The 26,002-nt window shown below is 36.9% G+C and carries 23 protein-coding genes, 1 tRNA gene and 1 pseudogene; 13 read left to right on the top strand and 12 right to left on the bottom strand.

What is annotated here, in order from left to right; genetic code table 11:
- Positions 1-204: 204 nt before the first annotated feature.
- The gene (locus A6754_RS14790; RefSeq protein ID WP_066447232.1) at positions 205-798 is read right to left on the bottom strand and encodes a hypothetical protein; all 594 of its coding nucleotides are present in this window, start codon (positions 796-798) and stop codon (positions 205-207) included.
- A gap of 338 nt (positions 799-1,136) precedes the next feature.
- Between A6754_RS14790 and A6754_RS14785 the strand changes: the two are divergent.
- Positions 1,137-1,544: pseudogene (locus A6754_RS14785) on the top strand (M23 family metallopeptidase); the annotation flags it as partial.
- Positions 1,545-1,914: 370 nt separating this feature from the next.
- Here the strand turns inward: A6754_RS14785 and A6754_RS14780 are convergent.
- The 3 genes from A6754_RS14780 to A6754_RS14770 all read right to left on the bottom strand — a co-directional run bounded on the left by A6754_RS14780 (position 1,915) and on the right by A6754_RS14770 (position 4,344).
- Positions 1,915-2,586, bottom strand: coding sequence for a vWA domain-containing protein (locus A6754_RS14780; RefSeq protein WP_066451652.1), 672 nt, complete (start codon positions 2,584-2,586; stop codon positions 1,915-1,917).
- Between the two features lie 516 nt (positions 2,587-3,102).
- Positions 3,103-3,176 (bottom strand) — tRNA-Arg (locus A6754_RS14775).
- A gap of 127 nt (positions 3,177-3,303) precedes the next feature.
- Positions 3,304-4,344, bottom strand: coding sequence for an acyltransferase family protein (locus A6754_RS14770; protein ID WP_066447222.1), 1,041 nt, complete (start codon positions 4,342-4,344; stop codon positions 3,304-3,306).
- A gap of 293 nt (positions 4,345-4,637) precedes the next feature.
- Here A6754_RS14770 and A6754_RS14765 point away from each other — a divergent pair, with 293 nt between their 5' ends.
- The 3 genes from A6754_RS14765 to A6754_RS14755 all read left to right on the top strand — a co-directional run bounded on the left by A6754_RS14765 (position 4,638) and on the right by A6754_RS14755 (position 8,926).
- Positions 4,638-6,434 (top strand): methyl-accepting chemotaxis protein, encoded by a 1,797-nt coding sequence (locus A6754_RS14765; protein WP_257297984.1) that lies wholly within the window; start codon positions 4,638-4,640, stop codon positions 6,432-6,434.
- A 163-nt stretch (positions 6,435-6,597) separates the two neighbouring features.
- Positions 6,598-8,034 (top strand): ATP-binding protein, encoded by a 1,437-nt coding sequence (locus A6754_RS14760; RefSeq protein WP_066447219.1) that lies wholly within the window; start codon positions 6,598-6,600, stop codon positions 8,032-8,034.
- Between the two features lie 316 nt (positions 8,035-8,350).
- Complete coding sequence (locus tag A6754_RS14755) at positions 8,351-8,926, top strand: DUF2087 domain-containing protein (RefSeq protein WP_066447217.1); 576 nt, start codon at positions 8,351-8,353, stop codon at positions 8,924-8,926.
- 91 nt (positions 8,927-9,017) lie between these two features.
- Here A6754_RS14755 and A6754_RS14750 read toward each other — a convergent pair whose 3' ends face one another.
- Positions 9,018-9,794, bottom strand: coding sequence for a carbon-nitrogen family hydrolase (locus A6754_RS14750; protein WP_066447213.1), 777 nt, complete (start codon positions 9,792-9,794; stop codon positions 9,018-9,020).
- A gap of 297 nt (positions 9,795-10,091) precedes the next feature.
- Here A6754_RS14750 and A6754_RS14745 point away from each other — a divergent pair, with 297 nt between their 5' ends.
- Positions 10,092-10,301, top strand: a complete 210-nt coding sequence (locus A6754_RS14745) for an aspartyl-phosphate phosphatase Spo0E family protein (protein WP_257297980.1) — start codon at positions 10,092-10,094, stop codon at positions 10,299-10,301.
- Between the two features lie 98 nt (positions 10,302-10,399).
- Here A6754_RS14745 and A6754_RS14740 read toward each other — a convergent pair whose 3' ends face one another.
- Together A6754_RS14740 and A6754_RS14735 are read right to left on the bottom strand one after the other, a co-directional pair.
- Positions 10,400-11,131, bottom strand: a complete 732-nt coding sequence (locus tag A6754_RS14740) for a ZIP family metal transporter (RefSeq protein ID WP_066447208.1) — start codon at positions 11,129-11,131, stop codon at positions 10,400-10,402.
- Positions 11,132-11,518: 387 nt separating this feature from the next.
- Positions 11,519-13,018, bottom strand: a complete 1,500-nt coding sequence (locus tag A6754_RS14735; RefSeq protein WP_066447206.1) for an ATP-binding protein — start codon at positions 13,016-13,018, stop codon at positions 11,519-11,521.
- Positions 13,019-13,220: 202 nt separating this feature from the next.
- Here A6754_RS14735 and A6754_RS14730 point away from each other — a divergent pair, with 202 nt between their 5' ends.
- The gene (locus A6754_RS14730; RefSeq protein ID WP_066447203.1) at positions 13,221-13,661 is read left to right on the top strand and encodes a MarR family winged helix-turn-helix transcriptional regulator; all 441 of its coding nucleotides are present in this window, start codon (positions 13,221-13,223) and stop codon (positions 13,659-13,661) included.
- A 327-nt stretch (positions 13,662-13,988) separates the two neighbouring features.
- The gene (locus A6754_RS14725; protein WP_066447198.1) at positions 13,989-15,683 is read left to right on the top strand and encodes a M3 family oligoendopeptidase; all 1,695 of its coding nucleotides are present in this window, start codon (positions 13,989-13,991) and stop codon (positions 15,681-15,683) included.
- Positions 15,684-15,743: 60 nt separating this feature from the next.
- On the opposite strand, the gene A6754_RS14720 is transcribed toward A6754_RS14725, so the two are convergent.
- Positions 15,744-17,879, bottom strand: a complete 2,136-nt coding sequence (locus A6754_RS14720; protein ID WP_066447196.1) for an ATP-dependent Clp protease ATP-binding subunit — start codon at positions 17,877-17,879, stop codon at positions 15,744-15,746.
- A 264-nt stretch (positions 17,880-18,143) separates the two neighbouring features.
- On the opposite strand from A6754_RS14720, the gene A6754_RS14715 reads away from it, so the two are divergent.
- Entirely contained in the window at positions 18,144-19,196 is a 1,053-nt protein-coding gene (locus A6754_RS14715) for a YkvI family membrane protein (RefSeq protein WP_066447193.1), read from the top strand.
- Positions 19,197-19,269: 73 nt separating this feature from the next.
- On the opposite strand, the gene A6754_RS14710 is transcribed toward A6754_RS14715, so the two are convergent.
- Positions 19,270-19,980 carry a DUF8580 domain-containing lipoprotein gene (locus A6754_RS14710; RefSeq protein WP_066447190.1) on the bottom strand — a complete coding sequence of 237 codons (711 nt, stop codon included), beginning with the start codon at positions 19,978-19,980 and terminating at the stop codon, positions 19,270-19,272.
- 105 nt (positions 19,981-20,085) lie between these two features.
- Positions 20,086-20,697, bottom strand: a complete 612-nt coding sequence (locus A6754_RS14705; RefSeq protein WP_246586621.1) for a CPBP family intramembrane glutamic endopeptidase — start codon at positions 20,695-20,697, stop codon at positions 20,086-20,088.
- Positions 20,698-20,883: 186 nt separating this feature from the next.
- Here A6754_RS14705 and A6754_RS23225 point away from each other — a divergent pair, with 186 nt between their 5' ends.
- Positions 20,884-21,000 carry a DUF6254 family protein gene (locus tag A6754_RS23225; protein ID WP_246586622.1) on the top strand — a complete coding sequence of 39 codons (117 nt, stop codon included), beginning with the start codon at positions 20,884-20,886 and terminating at the stop codon, positions 20,998-21,000.
- 90 nt (positions 21,001-21,090) lie between these two features.
- Here the strand turns inward: A6754_RS23225 and A6754_RS14700 are convergent, their stop codons facing one another.
- Entirely contained in the window at positions 21,091-21,270 is a 180-nt protein-coding gene (locus A6754_RS14700; protein WP_066447187.1) for a YkvS family protein, read from the bottom strand.
- A 137-nt stretch (positions 21,271-21,407) separates the two neighbouring features.
- Here A6754_RS14700 and ykzS point away from each other — a divergent pair, with 137 nt between their 5' ends.
- Positions 21,408-21,602: a protein YkzS gene (gene ykzS / locus A6754_RS14695; protein WP_066447184.1), complete on the top strand. Its 195-nt coding sequence runs from the start codon at positions 21,408-21,410 to the stop codon at positions 21,600-21,602.
- Positions 21,603-21,813: 211 nt separating this feature from the next.
- Here ykzS and A6754_RS14690 read toward each other — a convergent pair whose 3' ends face one another.
- Positions 21,814-22,173 (bottom strand): PilZ domain-containing protein, encoded by a 360-nt coding sequence (locus tag A6754_RS14690; protein ID WP_066447181.1) that lies wholly within the window; start codon positions 22,171-22,173, stop codon positions 21,814-21,816.
- 292 nt (positions 22,174-22,465) lie between these two features.
- On the opposite strand from A6754_RS14690, the gene A6754_RS14685 reads away from it, so the two are divergent.
- The 3 genes from A6754_RS14685 to A6754_RS14675 are packed head-to-tail and all read left to right on the top strand — an operon-like array spanning position 22,466 to position 25,886.
- Positions 22,466-23,404: an AAA family ATPase gene (locus A6754_RS14685; protein WP_066447174.1), complete on the top strand. Its 939-nt coding sequence runs from the start codon at positions 22,466-22,468 to the stop codon at positions 23,402-23,404.
- Entirely contained in the window at positions 23,404-24,600 is a 1,197-nt protein-coding gene (locus A6754_RS14680) for a DUF58 domain-containing protein (RefSeq protein ID WP_066447171.1), read from the top strand. Before A6754_RS14685 ends, A6754_RS14680 begins: the two co-directional genes overlap by 1 nt.
- Positions 24,597-25,886, top strand: a complete 1,290-nt coding sequence (locus tag A6754_RS14675) for a hypothetical protein (protein ID WP_066447164.1) — start codon at positions 24,597-24,599, stop codon at positions 25,884-25,886. Before A6754_RS14680 ends, A6754_RS14675 begins: the two co-directional genes overlap by 4 nt.
- Positions 25,887-26,002 lie beyond the last annotated feature (116 nt).

Below are 26,002 nucleotides of genomic sequence, written 5' to 3'. Positions count from 1 at the left end.
CAAGAGTGTCTCCTTATATAGCGTATCAGCATCTTATTATATAGGATTATTGAACGGAAATACAGGAGAGGCGAAAGGGAAAGATATATTGAAAGGCTGGAAAATACTGTTATACCAAGGGAATTACAAAATTAAATCATCAATGTTAAGGTGAATTGAAATATTTAATGTATTTCATTTTCCTTCGAGAGGACGGGTTCTAACTTATTCGTGCTGGGCATCTGTTGTCTCATTATTAAATTTCTTTTCCATCCACAAAAATACATTTGTCAAAAATTTTGCGATCGTAATGACCAATAGATAGGCAAGAAAGAGGTGAAAATAATTAGTGTTGCCATAAAGCCTAATAAGCCCTAAAGCAACAAGAATCGGTTTAAATACAAATGCAAGAAATGCTGAAGTTATACCCATATAAAGAATATAATTTTTTTGATGATTTACGACCCATTGGTAGACTAGCATAAATGTAACAGGGACTAAACTTGAATCAAGTGATATACCTGGAAGCATAGGGATGACAGGGAAGGGATAATTTAAAAAACCGGAATTTTTAGTGTATAAATCAACATACCCAAAAATGACATGAACACTATAACCATAAAACCCCATTAGGAAGATTTGGTTCTTATCTATTTTAAAAAATAAAATGATAAGTGGAACGATTAATATAGAAACCATTAACCAATATTCAAAGGATGTATATAGTGAGAATTCTAACCAATAATCATTTAATGCCTTTTGTGCCTGTTCGCCCATTTTTACGATTTGATCAAATTGCTTTATTTGATTTTCCGCCATAATAGGATCTCCTTAGTGAGTATTAAACTAAGTATATTTTGTTATTGATTTTGAGAAATATTCATAGAAATGCATTTTTTATTCTGTTAATTAATTGATTATTACTCTTTAAAAAGAGAGGTAAAGTTGAGCATTTACCAAAACAGGAGTTAATGTTTCCCGTATTTGCACAGTAAATCCCTTTGATAACCAAAATGCAGCAGAGAAATATACATCATATTAAGTTGAATGTTTACTATGCAACAAGTTTAAGGAAAATTGGACTTGCTAAAATGCAAATAATAAAGGTTGTCCACACGGGCAGGTCTATCAAAGAATATCTTACTATTAGGTAGGTGATTTTTATGTTTATTTATCCAACAACAGTAAGAAGAATTACTTCTGGATTTAGACCGCCAAACAGAACCAATCATCATGGGGTTGACTTTGCAGATTCTGGAACTCATGAGATCGTTGCAGCAGCTGCTGGGACTGTTACAAGATCATATAGGTCACCAAGTTACGGGGAATGTATCATTCTGCGGCACACTGTAAATGGAGAAATATGGGAAACATTATATGCTCATATGCTAAAAGGCAGCAGAAAAGCAGTTCAAGGGGAAACGGTTAAACAGGGACAGGTAATAGGAATTATGGGGAACACAGGACAGTCGACTGGGCAGCATTTACATTTTGAACTGCATAGAGGGACATGGAACGTAGCGAAGTCGAATGCAGTCAATCCATTAGATTATCTGCAGGAAGGGCAAAATGCTACTGCAAATGAAAGGAAGTTATCCGGAATGATACCAAACTGGGCAGACTGGCAGTGGAAAGAAGCGGCATCCATTTATAAAAGAGCACGCGAGAATCAAATTCTCTCATCAGATCAATGGGAAAAGAAAGCAGCTGCTAAAAACCTCACCTTTGATGAATTAGAGTATCTGAATTTAGTGCTGAATGGAAGAAGATTATAGGAGTTATATCAATAAGTTAAGACAATCAACTTTACCGATTGGCAGGGCTGATTGTCTTAGTTTGTTCTTATTAGATATACATTCGCTGCTTAGAATGTATGATCTATCTTTATTTGTTGTCATTTTTTATATTAACACTGCTTGTCTAATAGTTTAGCAGTTATGAACGCAAGATTTTCTTATCTTTTGCTTCTTTAATCCAAAGCGGAAATTCATTCAATAATTGGTCATATAATTCTACATCAGATACAAGTTCCAGATTACTCAAATGAAAGAAATTCGCATTATCAACAACTCTTCCCTCCATCGTATCCAATTTTTTCAATACATCAAAATTAGAATCTCCAATTCCGATGAACTGCCAGAAAATTGGCTGAACAGATGATTCTACGATAAACTTCTTAATACCGGGCTTACAGCCTCCATCGTTTATAAATACTAAGAAAACAGGATCATCGCCTGGTTCTTCGTTTATATATTTTTGGATTACATCTTCCATGACTTTTGGTTCGTCGTTTCTGCCGAACTTATGGACTGAGTCATTTGCTAAAATCTGCTGATTAACATAATCTGCAAAATCTTCTTCTGTTACAGCTGGTAATCTGGTGAACTCGTTGTCATAAACCCACACATCTAATGCCCCATCGTCATCAAACTGACTGGCAACAGCCAAAACGCGTTCGACGGCTTCCTGAACAACTCCTTCACGGTATAATCTTCGCATAGAGCCAGAAATATCTAAAACAAGGCCAACCCTTGCCACAACACCTCTAAGATTCTTTTTCTCTAAAACGATTCCAGCTGCTTTCTTTTTTAATGAGATTGTGCTCAACATAAATCCCTCCATTTTCCTTATTAGACTTTGAAGAAGCTGCATAATAGTAATTAGGCTCTGTAGCTAGTTTAGATTAGGTGAGAATGCAGTTTAGTCTCTGTAAGCTCTTAGAAGCTTGTCTCAATGGTGAATTTTCTTTATTATAACGTAAAAAAGCGCTTGTGTTGATATTAAAACTTCCAGATTTAGAAAGATTAAGAATGTTTTAGGATAATAATTATTATGAAGTATTTTTACTTAAAGGCAGGGTAATTGTGTGAATGAAAATACTTAGGAAGATGTTGTGAAGGTGATAATATTGTGCAATATCCATTAAAGTTGTCCAGTTTTATTGTTCAAGATTCAAAAACACTGAAAGTTAGTACTGGTGGGGATCTTGTATAGCCATAAAATTGAACATGTTTTTGTACATACCCCAATCCGACCCCAATTATAAAGCAGAGAACGTTTGCTTCAAAACAAAACAGCCGTCAAACCCAATAACACCAAGGGTTCACGGCTGTTTCTTTTTAGCGTCCCAGATAGGAATCGAACCTACGACCTACAGCTTAGGAGGCTGTCGCTCTATCCTGCTGAGCTACTGGGACATGGTATGTAACATAAGCGTCGATTATTTATTATAAAATGGCAGGGAGGTGCTGGTCAAACGAAATACTCACTCACACAGAATTATAAAAGGGCTGAGTTTATAGAGAGAAACTCAGCCCCAAATTATTAATTAAACCGTTTGTTCCGATAAAATTTAAGCATTGCAGTAAGCCGGACCTTTAACGTATGCAGTTTGGCGGTTTTAAGCTCAATCAGAGGCTGTGTCAGGGCGGTTGCAAGCCCGCTTGACAGCAATAAAGTCAGCAGCAGTGAGATACTGGCGAGCATGAGGAATTGTTCAGGCTCGTTAAAGTAATTCTGCAGGTCGCTTTCTCTAAAGAGCCTAACGATAAAGCCATGCAATAAATACACATATAAGGTGTTTTTGCCAAGTCTAGTAAAGAAATATTGTCCTTTTGGCACGCATGCAAGAAAGCTGAAAACCATGAGAAAGCTTAATAGATAGAATCCAAGTCTGGTTAGAAGTGCAGTAAACGAAGCTGCGCCCATTTCTGCATATGGTTTGCTTCCGAGAAGCCATTGATAGTTAATGTCTGGATACAGGTAAAAAAGTGCTGTTGCAATTGCAAATATACCTATTGCAGAAGCTCTTGCTGACGGTCTCATGATAAGAGCCAAATGCTCTTTCTTAAGAAAGTAACCTGCTAAAAATAATGGGAAAAATACAAAGGTTCTTGATAAGCTTAAATAGTTGGAAACCCAATCCACATACCCGATTGCCAATCCAATAAACACAGCGCCTGTAAGGGCATAGACGGGTTTAAACTTAGAAAACAATAAGAGCATTATATTCCAGCAGAATAAGGATATGAGAAACCACAGGGACCAATGCGGATTGAATGGATCCATATCAATGGATGGCCTGTTGTACAGATAATAATAAAACAGCGAGTAGATGCCTTGAAAAAGCAAATAAGGCAGAATTAACTTTTTGGCAATTTTTTGTATATAGCCTTTTTCATAATATCCTTTTGCAAAAAAGCCTGAAACGAGAATAAAAGCAGGCATGTGAAAGGAATAAATCACTTTATATACTGTAAAGATTGTTTCATTATCTTCAATAAAAGAGCGGAGCAGATGTCCAAATACAACGAAGAAAATTAAAATAAACTTCGCGTTATCAAAGTAGAAATTTCTTTTTTCCATAAATCCTCCTCTATTAAAGACCCCCTAAAAACCAATATTTATTTACCCAAACTAACACGATATAAACAGACAGAGTAGCGGTAAATCCAAGTTGTATTACTAGTTTTATCCAATGTATAGGTGTATGTACCCATTTTGTTAATTGTTTGTAAAGTAATAATATTGTTTTTGTTAAAACTATTCTTCAAAAGGTAAATCTAATGGATTATAATGAATTTATATAATAGTAAAAATGTTATATAAATATAGTTCTATTAGCATAGTAGTTCGGAGACGACCAGGAGGGGAATGTGGTGAAAGGACTAAAAGGTTCTAAAAAGAAAGTAAAGAAGAAAATGGAAAAAAAACGCGGTGGAAAAATTACGGAGCAAATGCAAAAAGTAATGAGCTCCAATTGGTGGAAAAAGTTAAAGCTGGGTCAGAAATATGGCGTGGTTTTATTCACAACAATCGGGCTTTTTACTGCCTCAACCATCATTACGTTTGTTCTTTTAACCTTAGCAGGCTCTAAAATGAATACGGTTGAAGAAGCTGGCGAAAGAGCAGTCAATATTTCTGAAGTTACAACCGTTTTTCATCGACAAGGGAGTACCATTGGAAATTATATTATTGATAGTAACCCTAAGCATCTTACAACATTTTCAGAACTCTCAACAGAATTGGATCAGCAAGCGGAGGTTATTTCACCGCTGTTGACGGAAAAACGCAATAAGGAACTATTCAATCAAGTGATACAAAACAACGAAACTATTACTTCCGCATTTCTAGATGAAATTGAACCAGCTGTGAAGCAGATGAATGTGCGAGAATACCGTCTTGGTAAATTGCAGGTTGATAATCTAATTGCAGATACTGTGACCCTTTTGGATGAGTTAAATGAAAACTTACATACACAGCAAGCAAATGCCATTTCAGCGGCAAAGGGAAGCTTAACGCTAACTTTAATTGTATTAGGAATCTCTATTGTTGTTTCTGCTTTTCTGGCAATCTCAAGTCTCATGATGATCGGAAAAATCATTTCCAGAAAGCTCGGACAAATTGTCCATGTTTCCAATGAAATTGCTGCAGGGAATTTAAATGTGCAATCATTAGAATATGACGGCCAAGACGAGATTGCAGAATTAAGCCAAGCAACAAACACCATGAAAGATAATCTGCAAAACATCATCAAAGAAATTACATCGGTCTCCCAGTATGTAACAGACCGAAGCGGAGAACTGAATACGGCTGCCGGTGAAGTGAAAGCTGCTTCTCAGCAGGTGGCTTCAACTATGCAGGAGCTTTCAGGAGGCGCAGAAGAACAGGCAAACTCTGCAACCGGACTGGCCCAAATGATGGAAGAATACTTAGAAAAGGTTAATGCAGCAACAAAAAGTGGAGAACAAATCAGAAGTGCTTCAGAAGAAGTGCTGGATATGACAAAATCAGGTGACTTGCTTATGCGGGAGTCACAGCAGCAAATGATTGCGATTAATGATATTGTAAAAGCTTCGGTAGAGCGAGTGAATGGGCTGGATGATCATACAAAGCAAATATCTAAACTTATTAAAGTAATCCAGGAAATTGCTGATCAGACCAACTTGCTCGCCTTAAATGCCGCGATTGAAGCTGCCCGTGCCGGAGAACATGGCCGAGGGTTTGCGGTTGTGGCAGATGAAGTAAGAAAATTAGCTGAACAGGTATCCTTCTCAGTTAAGGATATAACCAGTATCGTAACGAATATTCAAAGTGAATCATCCAATGTTGTTGCATCTTTAGAAAAAGGCTACAATCAGGTGGAAGAAGGAACGAATCAAATTGAGGTTACTGGTGCGACGTTCCAAAAGATCTATAATGCAGTCAATATTATGTCGTCCAATGTGACTGATATTTCCAACAGTCTTCAAGTGGTGGCTGATCGCTCTATGAGTATGAACCATTCAATTGAAAATATAGCGGCTGTTTCCGAGCAGTCGGCAGCTGGCATTGAACAAACAAGTGCATCTGTGACACAAACGAATCATTCAATGGAAGAGATATCGGATAGTGTGGAATCTTTATCCGAACTGGCTGAGCAGCTTAATGTAATGATAATGAAATTTAAAATTTAGGGTGATTTAGGACGGTTCTGACAATCTGGTTGGAACCGTTTTTTAATCATTTTGGAAATCAATTTTATAAAAACAGAAGGGCTGAAAAGAGGTATTTAATCTCCTTTGTAGAATTATTTAGGAAAAGAATGCCTATTCACTGCCGTACATAGGAGGGGGAAATTTGAACACTTCATACAAGAATTGCAGCAGCAATGAATTTACAAAAGTTCTTGCGGAAAAGGAACGATTATTCAGTATCTTTTATGAAAAATCATCAGATCCGATTCTTTTCTGGCAAGAGGGTATGATAATCTCTGCCAACCCTGCTATGAGTAAAATGTTGGGACTTAGCCTTTTGGATTTGCATAAGTATAAATTAGACGATTTTATATGCAAAGATCCAGCTTATTACGCTACCTTTCATGCTTTATATCTGAATGGATCAGCTGAAGGGGAAGTGACATTTACTACACCTAGTGGTGAGAGTATGCCATTAAAAATAAAACTTAACCAGAATATATTGGATGATTGTCATTTGGCTATTTTTTATCCTGCAGAAGACCGTGCATTTAGGGATAAAGAGCTCGCGGAGAGTGAAAATAAGTTCAGGAACCTGTTTGAAGGCTCCCTGGAGGGACTTGTTTTATGGAATGACCAATATGAGGTTGTTGATATGAATCCTGCTGCTAAGGAAATGCTTGGAGTAGGGCAAGATACAGTCATTGGTTCATTTATCAAAGATTCATGTAAGGACTGCAAATTAGAGCGGCAAGAATTGAAGGATCGAATTGGCCGTGTTTCAGGAACATTTAAATTAAAGCAAAAGAATGATATAGAAAAAACCTTTGAATTTTCAACATTGCATCAAGTCTTTTCACAGCTTAATGTCACGGCACTGAAAGATATCTCGGAAAGGCTAATTCTTGAAGAACAGCTTAGAAAGTCAGAAACCTTACATGTTTTAGGTGAACTTGCAGCTGGAGTGGCTCACGAGGTACGTAATCCGCTAACAGCTTTAAAAGGTTTTATTCAGTTGCTGGAAGGTTCTGTTCAAGAAGACTTTTCCATGTACTTCAATGTTATTACAACGGAATTAGAAAGAATTGAATCTATAATTAATGAGTTTTTGTTCCTCTCCAAACCGCAGGCACTATGTTTTTCAGAAGAAGATATCTGTTCTATTATGAATCAAACTCTTGACTTGCTTTCTGCTCAAGCGGTTTTACATAACATCCAATTTATTAAACAGTTTTCTGAAAACCCTATCAATATAACCTGTGTGCCAAACCAATTGAAAAAAGTATTTATCAATATGCTTAAAAACGCGATAGAAGTAATGACTGATGGAGGTTTTATCAGTATACATATTGAGAGGATTGAAGATGAACACATAAAAGTCTCTATCATTGATCACGGAGCAGGAATGGACAATGACAAAATGAAGAAGCTTGGAGAGCCATTCTATACAACAAAGGAGAGAGGGACAGGGTTAGGTTTAATGGTCACCTATAAGATCATAGAGGAGCATAGTGGCCGGATTGAGGTTGAAAGTGAAGTTGGAAAAGGAACAGCCTTTCATGTTCTTTTGCCTATTGTTCAAAAGAGTAATGATATTTAGTGGTTAAAAGATTTTTTGGTCAAACCATTCAATGTTTTAAGGGATTCCCAAATACTCGTTCAGCTGCAGCTGGCTGATTTCGTACTCCTTAAGAATGTTCCTGCGCTTTAAATGACAAATTTAACACAGCCTTCTTCCTGTCTAAGGCAAGCGGGCTGTTTTTTTGGTGTGCAAGACAGTGAGTGATATAAAAAGGGAGTTGTCAAAAAGTGGCCTGCGCAAATAAGCTGTTCATGGATCTTTATTGACGTATATCTTTTATTTTGATATATATCTAATTAGATAATTATAAAATAAGCAGGAAGGAGATCGAACGTTGCAGCTTAACAGAATCGTAGCATTTCATAAGACAATGGGTGACCCGACAAGAATCCGCATTGTGCATCTTCTTGCTAAAGGACCGCTTCATGGGCAAGCGATCGCTGGAAAACTGGGGTTAACACCACCGACGATTACACATCATTTAAATAAATTAAAAGATATTAATCTTGTTTATCAGCGGAGAGATAAAAACACAATTTACTTTTACTTAAATGAATCTGTTCTTCAGCACCAGGCAAAGGCACTAGTGAAAATGTTAGAAGAAGAGGAGGAATTAACCCTAATGGCAAATGATGAGGCAGCCAAGGTCATAAAAAACTTTTTCGCAGCAGATGGTACGCTTAAATCAATACCAGCACAAAGAAAGAAGAAGTTGATTATTTTTGAACATTTAATGCAAGGATTTAAAATAGGGGAAAAATATGAGGAAAAAGAAGTAAATGAATATATAAAAAAATATCACCAAGACTATGCAACCATTCGGAGAGAATTTATTATAAATCAATATATGTACCGGGAAAACGGCATATATGAAGTGAATCCAAAGGAAATGTGGGCAAAAAGCGAATAAAGACTGTTTGCATGGCTGAATTCAAGACTTAACTTAATATCATAAAAAAAACTCCTCAGAGTATTGTCTGTAGGAGTTTTTGATGTTTCGTTTAGTAAAAATCAGGCTTGCGATCTGAAAAGATCGGAATGGTTTTTCGTACTTGCTGAACTTGATCAAGATCGATTTCTGCCTGCAGGATCTGTTCGCCTAAGTCTGCTTCTGCAATCACATGCCCCCATGAATCAATGATCATGGAATGTCCTGCAAACTGATTATTAGGATCACTTCCGGAGCGATTGCAGGCTACAATAAAGCACTGATTTTCAATCGCTCTGGCAATCAGCAATGCACGCCAGTGATCAAGTCGTTTAAGCGGCCATTCAGCAGATACAAATAGAACCTCTGCTCCTTCTACTACATGTCTTCTGATCCATTCGGGAAAACGGATATCATAGCAGATTACACCAGCAAACGTGCGATCTTCTAAAGAGAATAGACCAGTATCATGTCCGTCCTTCAAATAAAGATGTTCGTCCATTAACTTGAATAAATGCAGTTTGCTGTATGTGTGAATAAGCTGTCCATCCTTTGCCAATATAGGCATTGAATTATAAATGTCCTGCCCATTCTGATTGGCAACAGACCCGCCAATTATATGAATATCATTCTTCACTGCAGCTTCTTGTAAAAATGAGATTGCTTCTTGGATATTAGCCAGCTGTGGAAGGTTTTGCAAGTCGTAGCCAGTTGTCCACAGTTCAGGTAAAACAATAATATCAGTGCCAGATAAGCATGCGGCCATAATCATTCTATTGGCAGTTTCAAAGTTCGCCTGGGGGTCACCGAAAGTAATATCCATTTGCAGGCAGGAAATGTTCAGTTTCATTTTCTTCCTCCTCATCCTTTTTGTTTATATCTTATTTGAATATGTAGAACATGTAAATTTAAAATGTAGTTTTTATAAAGAAATGTAAGAAGATGATGGAAAAATGTCGAATCAACATTAAAAATAGGTGTAAAAACTGTCGATTGCCAATTATTTTGAAAAAATAATGTCTAATATTGCGAATCTATTTACAATATTAGAAATTCTTGTAATAATTCTTCAAGTGGTCATAAAAAAATAAAAGATAATGTAGAAAAGAAATAGGAGGAAATAAGGTTGTTTTATAGGAGAAAGTTGTTGATCGAAATTCAAGCGAAAAGGGAAATGATGATTCAATCTGCAGACAAGCATGGAATAAGCAGTGAAATAACAATTAGACACAGTCAAGAACTGGATAAACTTATTCTAGAATACCAATATAATCTGCAGCGGCAAAAAGAGCGAAGAATAGAAATTAGACTTCTTTTCAAACAGCTTATTTTAAATTTGAAAAAACCGGCTGTATAGTCTCTGTATGATATGGAGTTGAATATATGAAATATGTATATGCGAGGCGCCACTTACCTCATTAGAATAGTTGGATTGGCGCCGTACAAATTTTTAAATTAAAATAACTGTATTAATAAAATCATAAATAAAAGTCCAGTGATAAAGGAATAGGTGGAAGTGGTCTCATTCCCATCTCCATGACTTTCCGGTATAAGTTCTTTATAAATGATAAATAGCATGGCACCTGCCGCGAACGCTAAACCATAAGGAACGAGGTTGGCAACATACGCGGTAAGGAAAAAGCCTAACAAGCCAGATACAATTTCAATCGCACCTGTTAATGTCGCAATAATAAACGCTTTTAACTTACTGATTTTTTGATTTACTAGAAACAATGCAACAAGAAAACCTTCTGGTGCATTCTGCAGGCCAATGGCAAATGCAATCAAGTTTCCGGTATCTTCTGTGCTTGATGCATAACTTACACCTACTGATAATCCCTCAGGAATATTGTGAAGGGTGATAGCCGAGATAATGAGCAGTGCTTTTTCATCGAATTCGATACCGCTTTTTGAATGCTCTAAATCAATATGAGGAATCCTTTTTTCTAGTAATGTCAATGTAAAGACACCTAAAATGATTCCAATTGCCAACGGTAAAAAGCCCCCTAGACTAAGTGCTTCAGGTATAAGCCCCATAGTAGAAGCAGCCATCATAATGCCTGCTGTGAATGCAAGCAATACGTCACGCCAGCGATGTGTTACCGAACCGCGCATAAACAGAATAATAAAGGCTCCAGCTCCTGTTGATAATGCGGAGAGTACACTTCCAAAGATGACTTCAGACATTTAATTCACCTCTCCTTTTGTGTCAAAGGTATTTAATGTGAAAAATGAGAAAAAGAATATTAAGATAATTTTAGTGTTAATTAAATCATAAACGTGCATTAGAATTGTGTAGGGTTCTTTTATCATAATATCCTCAAAAGAAAAGAGCAATCAAAACATCTGCTCTTACAAATCAGTAAAAACAATACAAGGACAGAAGATTGGAGAAACTAAAATTCACCGGTTACAATAACAATCAAATAACTTTATGTTTCCATTACCTTCCTTTATAAATGCATTGGCACCGCATTATTGAAGGAAGGGCTTGAAAACTTAATGAAATCATATGCAAATGAATGCATGATGGTGAAAAAAAAAGCAGAGCTGCTATTGCTCTGCTTCAATTCGTTAGACTTCAGTGGAAATTTCCTTCTTTGGAAGAAAGATATCAACCTGAGTGCCATAGTTCTCTTTACTGGTTATGAAGATCTCGCCTCCAAATGATTCAATAATCCTTCTGCAAACGACGAGACCAAGTCCAGTACCCATATCTTTTGATGTATAAAAAGGCTGAAAGATTTTTTTAATTGCTTGTTCAGATATGCCCATGCCTGTATCAATGATTTTAATTTGGCATTTACTGTTCTTGGCAGATAATTTAATGGTCAAACTGCCCCCAGCTTCCATTGATTCAAATGCATTTTTAGTGATATTTAAAATGACTTGCTTCATTTGATCGTTTGTACCTACCACATATATAGGCTGATTCGGAAGCTCACACTGATAACTTATTCGGTTCATAAGAGCTTCAGAACGAATTAAAGGATCAAGGGTTTTAATAATTTGCTTTAAATCCATTATTTCATTTTTTGGTGCTGTTGGTTTCCCGAGAATTAGAAACTCACTCACGATCTCATTAATTCTATTAATCTCATCATTAATGACTGAAAAATAATATTGGTCGGTAGAGTTTGTATATTTTTCACTTAGTAATTGAACAAGTCCTTTTATGCCGGTTAGAGGATTGCGAATTTCGTGAGCGGTACTTGCTGCAAGAGTCCCCACAAGCTCCAATTTCTGCAGCTCATTTTCTTTCTTTTCTTGCTGAGCCTGTCTTTTAAGCATAAAGTACTGAATAAAGACAAAAATGATATGAGTAATAATAAGATACTTTGCCAGGGAGGTCATTACTTGTTTATAAATATGATCTGTATCTTTGCTTGGCATTTTCACTTCTAATTCCCATGGCAGGCTTTCAAGGGGAACAGAAAGCTTTTCCTGTGAAAATTCTTTCTTTGATTGAATATCGAAAATAAGTTCTTCTTCTGCATTTAATAAAGCTAAGCTTGTATTTGGAGTTAATACCTTCATAATATTTTCCATATAATCACTGCGCAGATGTGCGATAAGAATGGCATCTATCTCCCCATTCTCAGAGAAAATGGGTTTCCCAACTCCAATTACCTTCTGTCCATTTATTAATTTTTCTTCTTTATTGGAAATAATTATGTCTTTTGTTTTGGTAATTTCTTTAATATATTCTGTTTCTGATAGATCTGCATTTTCTAAGTATGAATTTGAGCCCGTAATAATGGTTCCATTTTTATTGAGCAAGTAGATCCCTCCATAACGGGGATCCATTCGATGAGCTTCCTGTAAAAGATTCTCCAGTTGATCTGCAGATTGATCAGTTCTAATCGATACGGATAAAATTTCTAACATAGTAAACGTCTCTGAGATAAATTGATCCCAGCTTTTCTGATGAACAGATGCAATCCAATAGGTGTCTTCCTGCCTATTATGGTATTCCTCATCTGCTGACTGGTATAAAGAATATAGAACACCGATCAATGTGGGCAATAATACGATAAGACAATAAATGGCGATATTCTGATATTTATTCGTCATATGCTTACTCCGAACTTTCATAGATTTTCATTTTTTATTATACCATTTTTTGGACGATTACGCTGAATGAAATAGAAAGGCTTACAACTAAGTAAAAAGTCCGATGAATCAGGTTCAGTAAATTGACATGCAGAACTAGCTTCCTTATAATTATTTTGATTTCAAGAAATTTTGTCTATTAATTTGTAAAGGATTGGAGTACATGAGTTCTGAGAATATAAGCCAATCGCTGAAGTTATTTATTGTTCTTTCAAGAGCATACCGTTCAATTAATGAGCAGGTAAATAAAAGAATACAAACATATGGTTTGAATCCGACTGAATTTGCCGTTTTGGAACTTTTATACCATAAAGGCGACCAGCCTCTTCAGCAAATTGGCGGAAAGATCTTATTGGCGAGCGGCAGTATAACTTATGTTGTGGATAAACTCGAGCAAAAGGATTATTTAAGAAGAGTTGCTTGTCCTAATGACCGACGAGTAACTTTTGCACAAATTACCGAGAAAGGGAAAGAATTTATTGAAAGCATCTTTCCTGAGCATGAGCAGAAAATACATGAGATTATGTCTGTTTTGAGTGAAGAAGAAAAAGAAAGTGCTATTGAGCTGCTTAAGCGCGTAGGACTTTCAGTTGGAAAGTATTAATTATCGATGGCGAGCTCAGTCAGGAAGACGGGCTCGTTTTTTGCTTTATTTTAGCAGGAAAACGTTGGATTGAATAAAAAATTGAGAATTAACTAAAAATAATAGAATCATAGCGTCTAGAACGTTAGGCGAATATTTAGAACAAGAAAAAAGGTAATAATAAAGGAATTTCACCGCTGCTGTCGAAATAAATTATGCTGTAGGATAGAGATCAAAGACAAAGAACTCTACATTACATATAGGAGACTAGCGGGTAAGTAACCAAATTACTGTCTCAGAACCAGCTTAACATTCAGAATTTTTAAAATGATAAAGGGGTGCTTAAAAGTGAGATTTGAAGATTATAAGTATGTTCGGCCGGATATTGAGGATGCAGGAAAGAAATTAGAAGCTGCAATAGAACAATTTAAAAATGCTGCATCAATTGAAGAGCAGAATAAAGCGATGACGGATTTCAATACAATTCGGAATGATCTGGGCACGATGTCTAATTTGACGTATATTCGGCACTCAATTGATACAAATGATGAGTTTTATAAGGCTGAGCAAGAATTTATGGATGAAGTTCAGCCGCAGATTGAAGGACATATTACAAAGTATTATGAGGCTTTAGTAAATTCACCTTTCAGAGGTGAGCTCGAGAAAAAATGGGGGAATCAGCTATTTGATCTGGCAGATGCTCAGTTAAAAGTGTTCTCACCTGAAATTGTCTCCTATTTGCAGAAGGAGAACAAATTATCATCTGAATATACAAAGCTTATTGCCTCTGCCAAAATTGATTTTGAGGGAGAAGAAAGAACCCTTGCTCAACTAGATCCGTTTACAGAGTCAACAGATCGTGAAATGCGGAAAAAGGCAAGTGAAGCAAAGTTTGGTTTTCTGGCTGGGATCGAACAGGAACTTGACAGGATTTATGATGAACTCGTGCAGCTGCGGACAGAGATTGCTCATAAACTTGGCTATAAAAACTTTGTAGAATTAGGATATCACCGCATGTATCGAACGGATTATAATGCGGAAATGGTAAAGAACTTTCGTGACCAGATCAAGGAATACATTGTACCGCTTGCTACCAAGTTAAAAGAGCGCCAGCGCGAACGAATTGGTGTTGATCAGCTTAAATATTATGATGAGGGATTTGTTTTCAGCACAGGCAATGCTGTTCCAAAAGGTGATCCAGATTGGATTGTGGCCAATGGACAAAAGATGTATGATGAGCTTTCAGAAGAAACAGGTAAATTCTTCGCTTTTATGAACGAAAACGGTTTAATGGACCTTGTTGCGAAAAAAGGGAAAGCTGGCGGAGGCTATTGTTCATATATTGAAAACTACAAGGCGCCATTTATTTTCTCTAACTTTAATGGAACTTCTGGAGATATAGATGTACTTACACATGAAGCAGGTCACGCATTCCAGGTTTACGAAAGCAGTCATTTTGAGATTCCGGAATATAATTGGCCAACCTATGAAGCAGCTGAAATTCATTCAATGAGCATGGAGTTTTTTACATGGCCGTGGATGGAGAATTTCTTTCAAGAGGATACAGATAAATATAAGTTTTCACATTTAAGCTCAAGCTTATTGTTCCTGCCATATGGTGTTGCAGTTGATGAATTTCAGCATTGGGTTTACGAAAACTATAAAGCGACACCAGAAGAGCGAAAGCATGCTTGGAGAGAAATTGAGAAGAAGTATATGCCTCATCGAGATTATGATGGAAATGAATATTTAGAGAACGGCGGCTTCTGGCAGCGTCAGGGTCATATATATAATTCGCCTTTCTATTATATTGATTATACACTCGCACAAATTTGTGCCTTCCAATTCTGGAAACGATCACGAGAAAACCATGAAAAAGCCTGGAAAGATTATTTATATCTTTGCAAACTGGGCGGAAGCCTTCCATTCACAGGTCTTGTGAAAGAGGCAAATTTAATCTCTCCATTTGAGGATGGCTGTGTTCAATCAGTTGTTAGTGAAATTGATCAATGGCTATCTGCAGTGGACGATAAAGCTTTGTAAGAAATGAAATGGGCAGGCGCTATTTATGGCGCCTGCCCTTATTAGTATAAAAAGAAATGTTTAAGCTGTAATCACGATTTTATCATTCTCAAGAGCAGCATACAGACGTTTGCAATCTTCCTGGTCAATGATAAAGTCGGCAATTACATCTTCGAGCTGATCTTGAATCACTCTTCTGAGCGGACGTGCCCCAAACTTAGGATCATAGCCTAATTCTGCCAGCTTTACTTTCACAGTGTCATCAATTTGCAGTTCTATTTGCTGTTCTTTTAATGAATGAATTAGATCAGCAAGAAGGATATCAGTTATTTTCAATAAATCTTCAGGCAGTAAGGATTTAAATTCAATAATGCTATCAAAGCGGTTTAAAAACTCAGGCTTGAAAAATCCTCCTAGAGAATCTAAAATAGTTGCTTCATTTACAGCTGATTGTGCGCCAAAACCAACCTTTGTTTCTTTATGGCCGATACCAGCGTTACTCGTCATAATAATGACGCTATCCTTGAAGCTGACCGTTCTGCCCTGACTGTCTGTTAATCGTCCATCTTCAAGTATTTGCAGGAACATATGCTGAACATCAGGATGAGCTTTCTCGATTTCATCAAGGAGAATAATGCTATATGGATTGCGGCGCACTTTTTCAGTAAGCTGTCCAGCTTCCTCATGTCCGACATAGCCTGGAGGTGAACCTATAATTTTTGAAACACTATGTTTTTCCATGAATTCACTCATATCAAGACGAATCATGCTTTCTTTCGTTCCAAAAAGCACTTCAGCAAGGGTTTTAGTCAGTTCTGTTTTCCCAACCCCTGTTGGTCCAACAAATAAGAATGAGCCAATTGGACGGTTCTTAGGTTTAAGACCAGCACGGCTGCGGCGGATTGCCTTTGCTACTTTAGTGACAGCTTCTTTTTGACCAATAACTTTTTTCGTTAAGTTATGTTCTAGATTTTGCATCTTAGACTTATCATCGTCTAATAGCTGTCCGACTGGAATGCCGGTTTTTTGCTCAATAATTTGCTGGATCAATAACAAGTCAACTGTTAACTTTTCAGGTTTAGCTGGGTCATTGAGCTTCTTCTCGAGTAGTAGCTCTTCCTCTCGAAGTTTGGCGGCTTCTTCATAATTTTCCTCTTTTAAAACCTGTTCCTTACGCATATGAATTTCTTTTAATTGTGTTTCCAGATCTTCATGTGGCTGGTGTTTTAATTCAAGGTTGAGTTTAGAACCAGCCTCGTCCATTAAATCAATGGCTTTATCTGGAAGGAAACGGTCCTGAATATAGCGTTGTGACAAACGGACACATGCCTCAATGGCTTCTTGGCTAAATGTTACTTCATGATATTCTTCATATTTTGCTTTTAATCCTTGTAAAATCGATATGGCTTCTTCAATGGATGGCTCTTTTACATGAACAGGCTGAAATCTTCGTTCTAAGGCTGCATCCTTTTCAATTGTTCGATATTCTTTTAATGTAGTTGCACCAACTAGCTGCAGTTCTCCTCTTGCAAGGGCAGGTTTCAGAATATTGCCGGCATCCATTGAGCCTTCTGCAGATCCTGCACCGACTAAGAGGTGGAGCTCATCAATGAATAAAATGATATTTTTACGGTGCTGAACCTCTTGAATTAGCTTTTTCATTCTTTCTTCAAATTGTCCTCTAATTCCTGTATTAGAGACAAGAGAAGCAACATCAAGCAAGTAAACCTCTTTACCTTCTAGTTTTTTAGGAACTTCTCCATTAGCGATTTTCAGTGCAAGACCTTCAGCAATGGCAGTTTTCCCAACACCAGGCTCTCCAATTAAAACTGGGTTGTTTTTGGTGCGGCGATTGAGGATTTCTATTACTCGTTTAATTTCTTCATCTCGGCCAATGACCGGATCAATAAGTCCTGCCTTTGCCATATGAGTTAAGTTTCGTCCCATTTGATCAATAAAACCGCTCCTGTTTTGCTGGCGGCTAGCTTTTTGTGTATCAGATATATTTTCATTTTTCTTCATTTGATTAAATAATGAATCTATAGGCATCCCGTTAAATCCTGAAAAATATTGTGATGATGGACCAAAAGCAGGGAGTGCCTTTTGTTTTTCAGCTTCATAACAGCTATGGCATAACTGAAGCTTTGTTTCATTTCCATTTACCCGGTACACCATTTGAATGGATGCTGTGTTTTGCTGACATTTTTGACAGTTCATAATAAGTTCCCCCTTTTGACTTTGACTATCTTTGACTTTATTATAATTTGACCTTTACTGACTTTCAAGCATTTTGATTCTGGTATTTATTTCATGCAGTTACTTGGCGTTTGTATTAAAGCGCTCCTGCCTTGTATATGTGACGTAGTTGAAGATTACAAAGAATGTACAGTAGGGGAGAGCAGATATTCTTAACATAGGAAGAAATGCTCGTCATTGTTTGTCCCTTTCAACATATATTTGAATAGGAAGGGAGAGATTCTTGTGAAAACAAATTGGGCTGCTGCCTTTCAAATAGCTGCTGTATATGTTGGAACAGTCGTTGGTGCGGGGTTTGCTACAGGGAGAGAGATCGTTGAGTTTTTCTCACGGTTCGGCTTATTTGGCTTAATAGGAATTTTAATGAGCGGATATATTTTTATTTTTATGGGCTCTAAAATGATGCGGATTGCGGCTCGTATTCAAGCAAAATCATATCAGGAATTAAACGAATACTTGTTTGGCAGAGTATTAGGTTCATTTTTAAATGTTTTTATGCTAATCATGCTACTAGGTGTATGTGCAGTTATGTTATCGGGAGCAGGTGCAGTATTTGAAGAACAGCTCGGTATACCAAAAAATATCGGTGTCCTCATCACGATTGCCATTTCATTGCTGACCATTGTACGTGGGATTAAAGGGTTATTCGCAATTAACGTACTCGTGGTACCGATGATGATTGCTTTTAGCTTTATGCTGATGTTATTTTCCATGCAGCTGCCTGACTTTTGGGGAAATCTCGTATACATTCCATATGCTGATGACGGCTGGAAGGCAGTGATTGCTCCTTTCTCATATACAGCTCTAAATTTAGCGCTTTCTCAAGCAGTGCTAGTTCCTGTTGCTTCTGATATTAAAGATGATAGCAGTATTAAATGGGGAGGCATTTTGGGAGGTGCGGCACTAACAGTAATTCTTCTATCCAGTCATGCTGCCTTGGTCATGCTTCCCGATTTAGAATCTTATAATATTCCTATGGCAGTTGTGATGAAAACATTGGCTGCTTCGTTTTATTGGATTTTCGTATTTGTTATTTACGGTGAAATTCTAACATCTGTTGTTGGAAATGCTTTTGGCTTGGAGAGACAAATTAGGCAATATATCAATATGCCGGCGATCATAACTGTCTCTTTTATTTTTATAATCAGTTATATTGCAAGTATGATTAATTATGGGACTTTACTTTCTTATATGTATCCACTGTTTGGATATGTGAGCCTTGGTTTTATTATTGTTTTATGGATGAAACCTTTCCGCGGAGATCATAAAGGGAGCTAAGAGAAAGTAAAGAAAAGGTCACATCCAAGAGGATATGACCTTTTTGCCGTATTATTAAGTTAACGTGCTAATATTAGTCTTCCATGATTGTTGCAGCCATTTTTAAAAAGGCATCTTGATGCTGAGCACCAGTTTTGGAGTAAATCGAAATTTTAAAGTCAGCTTGATCATTGTGAACAATATAAGCTGAAACAGCATCTTCACCATTATCTGCTGCAAAGCCTTTTGCGTTTTGTAAGGCATCTTCCTGAGGCAGCTCTACTGATTGTACATCTTCACTGACAGCTTCAAGCTGGGCAATTGTATTTTCCTCGAGCATAGCTTCTTCCTGGCCTTCAGGAATAAGCTCAATTCTCATAAAATGCAGATCATCTTCTTTAAAATAAAGAACATCTTTATTTGGCTCTTCACCTGTCAGCTCATACTCAGGCAATACATATAGGGAATAAGCCATGTTATCGCTTTTGGTAAGAAATGCAGTTTCTTCTTTCATTTCTCCATTTTGCTCATATTGAAGATTTTGTTCCATTACTCGAATGCTTTGGTCGTTTTCGTTTGCTTGGTCACTGTCATTTTCGCTTGAAACCTCTACAGGTTCATCTGCTTCTGAATCATCAGATGCATCATCGCCTTGTGTGCTATCTGTATGGTCTTGATGTTCTTCTGTTTCCGTATTCGTATCTGCTGCACTATTGTCAGGTTCTTCTGCCTGATCTGCGGTGCCGCAGCCTGCAAGTAATAGAGCAAACAATACACTCATAAATAGAAGCTTTAATGGTTTCATTGGTTGTAAGTCCTCCTAGTGTCGTAATTATATGTTCTACTAAATATGACGTTTTTTTTTATATAAGGTTACAAAAAAAACGATATTTTGCAGAAAATCCTTAACTTATACGAGTGGAAATAATAAAAATAAAAATACATCAAATATTAAATGTGAGACAATGAGCATTGGAATACTGCGTTTCCACACATATAAAATTCCCCAAAACAAGCCGCCAATTAATGCTGCTAAAGGCAGAATAATTTCACCAGAATAGAGAGAAACAGAAGCATAAAGCAGCGATGCGATTAGAATACTGGGAAAAACTCCGGCAAAGCGCATTAGCCTTTTTTGAACAAAACCTCTCCAAAATAGTTCCTCACCAGGAACGATAATAAGCAGCATAATAATATAGTGCCAAAGGTTGGCTGGCGAAAAATCACGATAAAGCCTAGCGGCACTTTTTTCAATAGGCAGCCCAATTAGCTGCATTAAATGGAAGCCTGTCCAGAAAACAGCAAACAATAGAATACCAGACAAAATCCCATAGAAAAGATATGTCCAAAAGGGCTCCTCATCTTCAACATCTTCATTTAAGATCGCATAGCTGATTAAGAAAAGCATAGTGGCTGAAAATATGTACCAAAACACACCCCGATCGGAAAAAGTAAAGTACATAAGACCATGTGCGAGAATAAGTGCGAATAATAGCCGGATATCTCGGAATATGTCAGTCACTGATAGTATAACCTCCTTTCCTCAAAAGAAAACCAATCCTTATTTTAACGCACTTCAGCCTCTAGCGAAAGCCTTGCGAATGATTACATTATGACAAATCCACAAAAAATGGAACAAACAAACAGTATAACGAAATGTTTGAATTGGAAAAATACATGCATCGGTCATAGGAAGGAGGTTTTGGAAATGACAAAGCAAAAACGTGAAAAAGAACGTGCCTGGACAGTAAGAAAGCAAGACCAGCATCCACATGGAAAAGTAAAATCATTTAAAGAATTATCGCAGGGGAAAGATGAAGCTTAATCAATATTTCAACTAAGGGATACGAAGAGAAACCCTGCCATAATGACAGGGTTTCCATTGTTTTATTTGTTTAGTATGTTTAAGCTTTAATTATTCATTTACAATCTTATAATTTTTATGGTTGACGACTGTTCTTTGTTCCAGCTCCAGATCGCGATAATTATCCATATAAGTTAAATCAACAATAACAGAATTTTCATTGACCTTCTCGACGATTCCCTGTAAGCCTTCACGGAATTCAATTATGTTTCCAACTTCAGCCTTTTTCAACAGCTTCTCCCCTTTTCCTGCCAAATTCATGTAGATTTATTTTATATTTTGCACTATAATATTCAATTCGTAAAGAATTTTATCTATATTTCGTTAATTCATTAGCGATTGCCTATAATTGTTAAGGAGTGTTAAAGATGGACTCACAGTATATCAATGAGATTTTAGATAAACTAAAAAATGGAGAGCTATCAGAATACTATGTGAAAAAAGAGGATTTTCTGCCCATTAGAAGCATTATTGTAAATCGAGAGGACTTTAAACACTTTCGTGGAATCGCTCAAAGAAGCGGGGATGTTTTATATCACTATCTTTCAGAACCAAGAAGCTAAATATGGAAAAGGATTTAAGCGGGAAGGTCTCCTATATGCAGTGTACTGCATGGAAGCCATCCCGTTTTTTTAATACAAACCGTGATTAAAAAAGAGCAGCTTGGAGGAATATCCGGAAAAGATTTTTTGGAATACAGTTTAAGAACCATCAAACAACGACTTCTCTTATATGCTTGACGTTCAAAAGTTTTCCTTTCGAATTTCCGGTATTTTATCTATCTTTAATGTGCTGATAAGCCTTTTTTGAATATACTTTTAAGCCCTCTACAATTGCTTTCATCGATTCTTTGTCATTGATTCCTTGAAGACCGTACGTATAAATCCTTCCTATTTGTTTAATCCAAACAATAGTGCCGAGAATGCGCATCTTTTGATCATTGAGGGTAAAATGCACTTCGTATAATTCGTTTGACATGAGTTTTGTTTCAGCATGCAATTTGAGGCCATTAGGACTCATATCAGGAATAAGGATGGCAATAGGCTCACTATCCTGCTGCGGTTTCTGAATAAAACCGGGAATCGGACTTCGAAATTGAAAGCGAAAACCTTCATCGCGTTTATATCTCATCATTAAAACCACTCCTCTTTTTCTCATGTCTTAATTTTCCTAAAATAATATCGAAAATAAAAGTAAAATTCAACAAGTTCAAAAAATATACAAATCTACTTTAATTTTCGGAATTAATAGATTAATATAAAATTAGAACTAGTAATTGTTTACAATAAATAAAAAATGAGGAACTTTTTATTCTGCCAGCACTGGTGGATTGACTTTAAACAGACTGAGGGATTCACTTCGAAATAATTTCAGAATAATAAGGAAACTGTTATAAACTTTAATAGGTAATTCTCAAGGAGGGCTTATGGAAAAATTAGCAAAGTTAAAATCAGAAATTTCGAAAGTGATCATAGGGAAGGAAGAAGAAACAGAATTATTAACCATTGCGCTTCTCTTTAATGGCCATATCCTGCTGGAGAGTGTACCAGGTACGGGAAAAACCCAGCTTGCAAAGTCATTTTCCAGATGTATAAATGGAGAGTTTTCCAGAATACAGTTTACACCAGATGTACTTCCGAGTGATGTAACAGGCATACAGTTTTTCAATCCCAAAACGCACGAATTTGAATTGCGCCCTGGTCCAATTGTTGCCAATATTGTTCTTGCGGATGAAATTAACCGCGCAACGCCAAGAACACAATCGAGCCTGCTGGAGGTTATGGAAGAAAGACAAGTGACGATCGATGGAATATCTGTCAAAGTTCAAGAACCATTTATGGTGATAGCGACGCAAAATCCAGTGGACTCACAGCAAGGGACATTCCAGCTTCCTGCTGCACAAATGGATCGGTTTTTATTTAAATTGGAAATGAGTTATCCGAGTTTGGAGGAAGAAAAGAAAATACTGCAAAATGGCCGGGCAGGATCATCAGCTGCAGTGATTGAAATGATCTTAAACCATGAAGAAATTATGCATATGAAGAATGAAGTACAGCAAATCAAAATAAATGAAGCAATAGAAGAATATTTACTGGAAGTGATACGAAAAACAAGGCAACATCCAGATATTGATCTGGGGGCAAGTCCACGTGCTGCATTAGCCTTGATGAAAGCTGCACAGGGACGTGCTTATATTAAGGATAAAACCTTTGTGACACCAGATGATATTAAACACATGGTTCCATTTGTCCTCGGACATAGGCTAATTCTGTCAACTGAGGCGTCATTAACAAAAACTATGACAAATGTACTGGAGGATGTGCTTGAATCAGTGCCAGTACCTGTAGAAACAGGTAGTCTTTAATGAAGCAATGGAGGAAATATACCGTTGAGGATCATTATTTTTCAGTTACTGGGCTAATAGCGATTATCTTATTTTTTGCTTCACTTTACTTTCATTCATGGCCGGTATTTTTCGCAGCCGTAATGTTCATCATTTTAAGCTATAGTAATGCGAAGTATTTAAAGCTTGCTGGAAAAAAACTTATCTTTCATGATCAAAAGCGCAGAGACAAATTTTTTACTGAGGAAAGCGGTGAATGGGTTCTGCATTTTGAAAATCAAGGCGTTCCTATATTGAAAGGCGAGCTGCTGGTCTATTTTGATGATGTGGTTTCACCTTCTGATGAATCATATGTGCCAAGATTGTCCATTTACGAGATTAGCATTCCATTTTCGATTAATTTCAGGCAAACCAATATAATTAAAATTCCCTTTATTGCCAGAAACAGAGGAATGGCTAAAATCCGAAAGATGGAGATCCATATTCCTCACTTTTTTGGTCTAGGGGAAACCGTACTTGAATATAACCAGCTGATGATGCAAGAAGCACTCGTTTATCCACAGACCTTGAATGTGAAAAATAAAAACGCCTTGATGACAGATCGGCAGGGAGAGTCCGAAGCTCCTTATTCCTTATTTGAAGATTTATTAGCTCCAGCTGGAACGCGTGATTATAATCGTTCAGACAGCTTTAATCGGATCCATTGGAAAGCGAGCGCGAGAAAGCAGGTATTACAGACTAAAATCTTTGATAAGGTGGCAGAAACAGGCTGGAATCTTTCTATTAATATTTCGGATCGCCATTCAATTACCGGAGAAATAGAGGAATTATTAAAAAGTACAGCTGACTTAGCGTATTATTTTGTGCAAAAGAATATCCCTTTCTCTTTGTGTATTAATATCCGGAAAGCTGGCAATACACCTTTTTATTACATTTCTGCGGGAACCGGCAAGGAGCATTTGCAGAAGGTCTTAGAAATGCTCGCACTCGTAGATACACATGGTTCCATATACCCTTATGAAAAAATGCTGTCTTTTTATACTCGCCACCTTTCTGTTCAGCCGTTTTTTTTACATGGGGGCAGAGAACCAAAGTATGATGATTCACTGCAGGTATTAGCTCAAAGAGGGGTATCGATTTATGATCTGCTGATTCAGGGTGAAAATGCAGCAATTCATAAAAAGACGATCGTGAAAAGAAAAGTGGTGTTATCATGAAATCTTCCCTGTTGAATCATTTCATTCTAATACTGGCTGAAATTCTTTTTGGAAGCATGCTGATTTGTGTTTATTACACACTGGCAAATGACTATTTTTCTTTAGGTTTATTATTACTGATACTTGTGCCTGCTGCCTTCTTGTATTTATGGCTGTCAGAGCAATATTCGGACAAAGGAAACAACCTATTTTTCATCGTAGTATTACCCTATATACTTCTGACCGGAATTTTATTCGGGTTTCCTGTCATTCTGCTGATTGGCCTGTCTTTGCTTTTGTTTTGGCGTTCAACTGTGGCCATCAGAAACAAGGATAGTGAACAGACGGGATATTGGCTATTAATGACTTTTGTTATTGGAGGAGTCCTGCTATTTGTCGCTCAAATGGAAACAACTGCTGACAGCAGTCAGATTGTAACGATCATTATTCTTCAGATTGCCGTCTTTTTAATTGGCGGTTTTATAAGAAGATTAATGCCGGCAGAAACAGAACAGCAAGAAAAAAAGCAATTCACCAAGTATTTCTTCTATATTATTGGCGGTATAACGGTGATTTCAGGCTTGCTTACTGCAGGTATGAGCGTAATTAAGTGGCTTTTCAATCTGCTATTAGAGGGAGTTGCAGCTATAGGGGGACTTCTGGCGGCTCCATTGTTTATGTGGACTGAAGGAAGAGAGGCGGATGTGGAGCTTCAAGGGCTGCCTGAAGATACAACTCAGGATCTGCAGAATGATATTATCTTTGATGCTGCTGAAAAATCAGCTCGAGAACCCTTTGATCCTACAATCCTCTTTTATATCTTATTCATAGCATCTTGCATCTTTTTATTTTATTTTGTCATTAAAAAGTCGAAAGCACAGCTTGTTGCACAATCTGCTGAAAATACTGCTTTTTCTATGACAACATCAGCTGATGAGAAGGTGCCTAAAGGTAAGATACAGTGGAATACTTCTGCACCTGATCATGTCATTCGCAAGGAAATTTATCAGTTTGAAAAGTATGCGGCCAAGCTCCATTTAGGAAGAAACGATTATGAAGCCATTGGTGAGTGGTTTCAAAGAATTGGGATTACAGATAGCAGAGAACTCATTTCGATCTATGAAAAGGTTAGGTATGGCGATCAATTGGGTACACAAAAAGAGTATAAAGTTTTTAAAGAATATATAACGAAGAAAAAGGCAGAAATGAAAAAAATTCATAAGCAGCTTGAAAAAGAAGGGAAAATACCTTCGAACTCTATAAAGAGTAAAGTATTATCGAAATTCTCCAGCAAGAAAAAGCATTAATGTGTTCACAATCCTGCAGAATGCAAACCATCCTGCAGGGTTATATCCAATGTTAATTTTTTCTCAAAGTGAACAGGCATTTTTTAATAATTATCTCCTGCAGACATTCCAGAGCA

This window comes from Cytobacillus gottheilii (assembly GCF_001636345.1).
In the GTDB taxonomy this organism is placed as follows: domain Bacteria; phylum Bacillota; class Bacilli; order Bacillales; family Cytobacillaceae; genus Cytobacillus; species Cytobacillus gottheilii.
Note: the sequence above shows the minus strand (reverse complement) of the source record. Positions and strands in the feature narration are given on the sequence as shown.

Excerpts from the sequence above, each read along its gene's own strand:
- A6754_RS14720 (WP_066447196.1), bottom strand. The coding sequence starts at position 17,879 with ATGAACTGTCAAAAATGTCAGCAAAACACAGCATCCATTCAAATGGTG.
- A6754_RS23225 (WP_246586622.1), top strand. The coding sequence starts at position 20,884 with ATGACAAAGCAAAAACGTGAAAAAGAACGTGCCTGGACAGTAAGAAAG.
- A6754_RS14675 (WP_066447164.1), top strand. The coding sequence starts at position 24,597 with ATGAAATCTTCCCTGTTGAATCATTTCATTCTAATACTGGCTGAAATT.
- A6754_RS14685 (WP_066447174.1), top strand. The coding sequence starts at position 22,466 with ATGGAAAAATTAGCAAAGTTAAAATCAGAAATTTCGAAAGTGATCATA.
- A6754_RS14790 (WP_066447232.1), bottom strand. The coding sequence starts at position 798 with ATGGCGGAAAATCAAATAAAGCAATTTGATCAAATCGTAAAAATGGGC.
- A6754_RS14680 (WP_066447171.1), top strand. The coding sequence starts at position 23,404 with ATGAAGCAATGGAGGAAATATACCGTTGAGGATCATTATTTTTCAGTT.
- A6754_RS14740 (WP_066447208.1), bottom strand. The coding sequence starts at position 11,131 with ATGTCTGAAGTCATCTTTGGAAGTGTACTCTCCGCATTATCAACAGGA.
- A6754_RS14710 (WP_066447190.1), bottom strand. The coding sequence starts at position 19,980 with ATGAAACCATTAAAGCTTCTATTTATGAGTGTATTGTTTGCTCTATTA.
- A6754_RS14735 (WP_066447206.1), bottom strand. The coding sequence starts at position 13,018 with ATGACGAATAAATATCAGAATATCGCCATTTATTGTCTTATCGTATTA.
- A6754_RS14770 (WP_066447222.1), bottom strand. The coding sequence starts at position 4,344 with ATGGAAAAAAGAAATTTCTACTTTGATAACGCGAAGTTTATTTTAATT.
- A6754_RS14730 (WP_066447203.1), top strand. The coding sequence starts at position 13,221 with ATGAGTTCTGAGAATATAAGCCAATCGCTGAAGTTATTTATTGTTCTT.
- A6754_RS14750 (WP_066447213.1), bottom strand. The coding sequence starts at position 9,794 with ATGAAACTGAACATTTCCTGCCTGCAAATGGATATTACTTTCGGTGAC.
- ykzS (WP_066447184.1), top strand. The coding sequence starts at position 21,408 with ATGGACTCACAGTATATCAATGAGATTTTAGATAAACTAAAAAATGGA.
- A6754_RS14690 (WP_066447181.1), bottom strand. The coding sequence starts at position 22,173 with ATGATGAGATATAAACGCGATGAAGGTTTTCGCTTTCAATTTCGAAGT.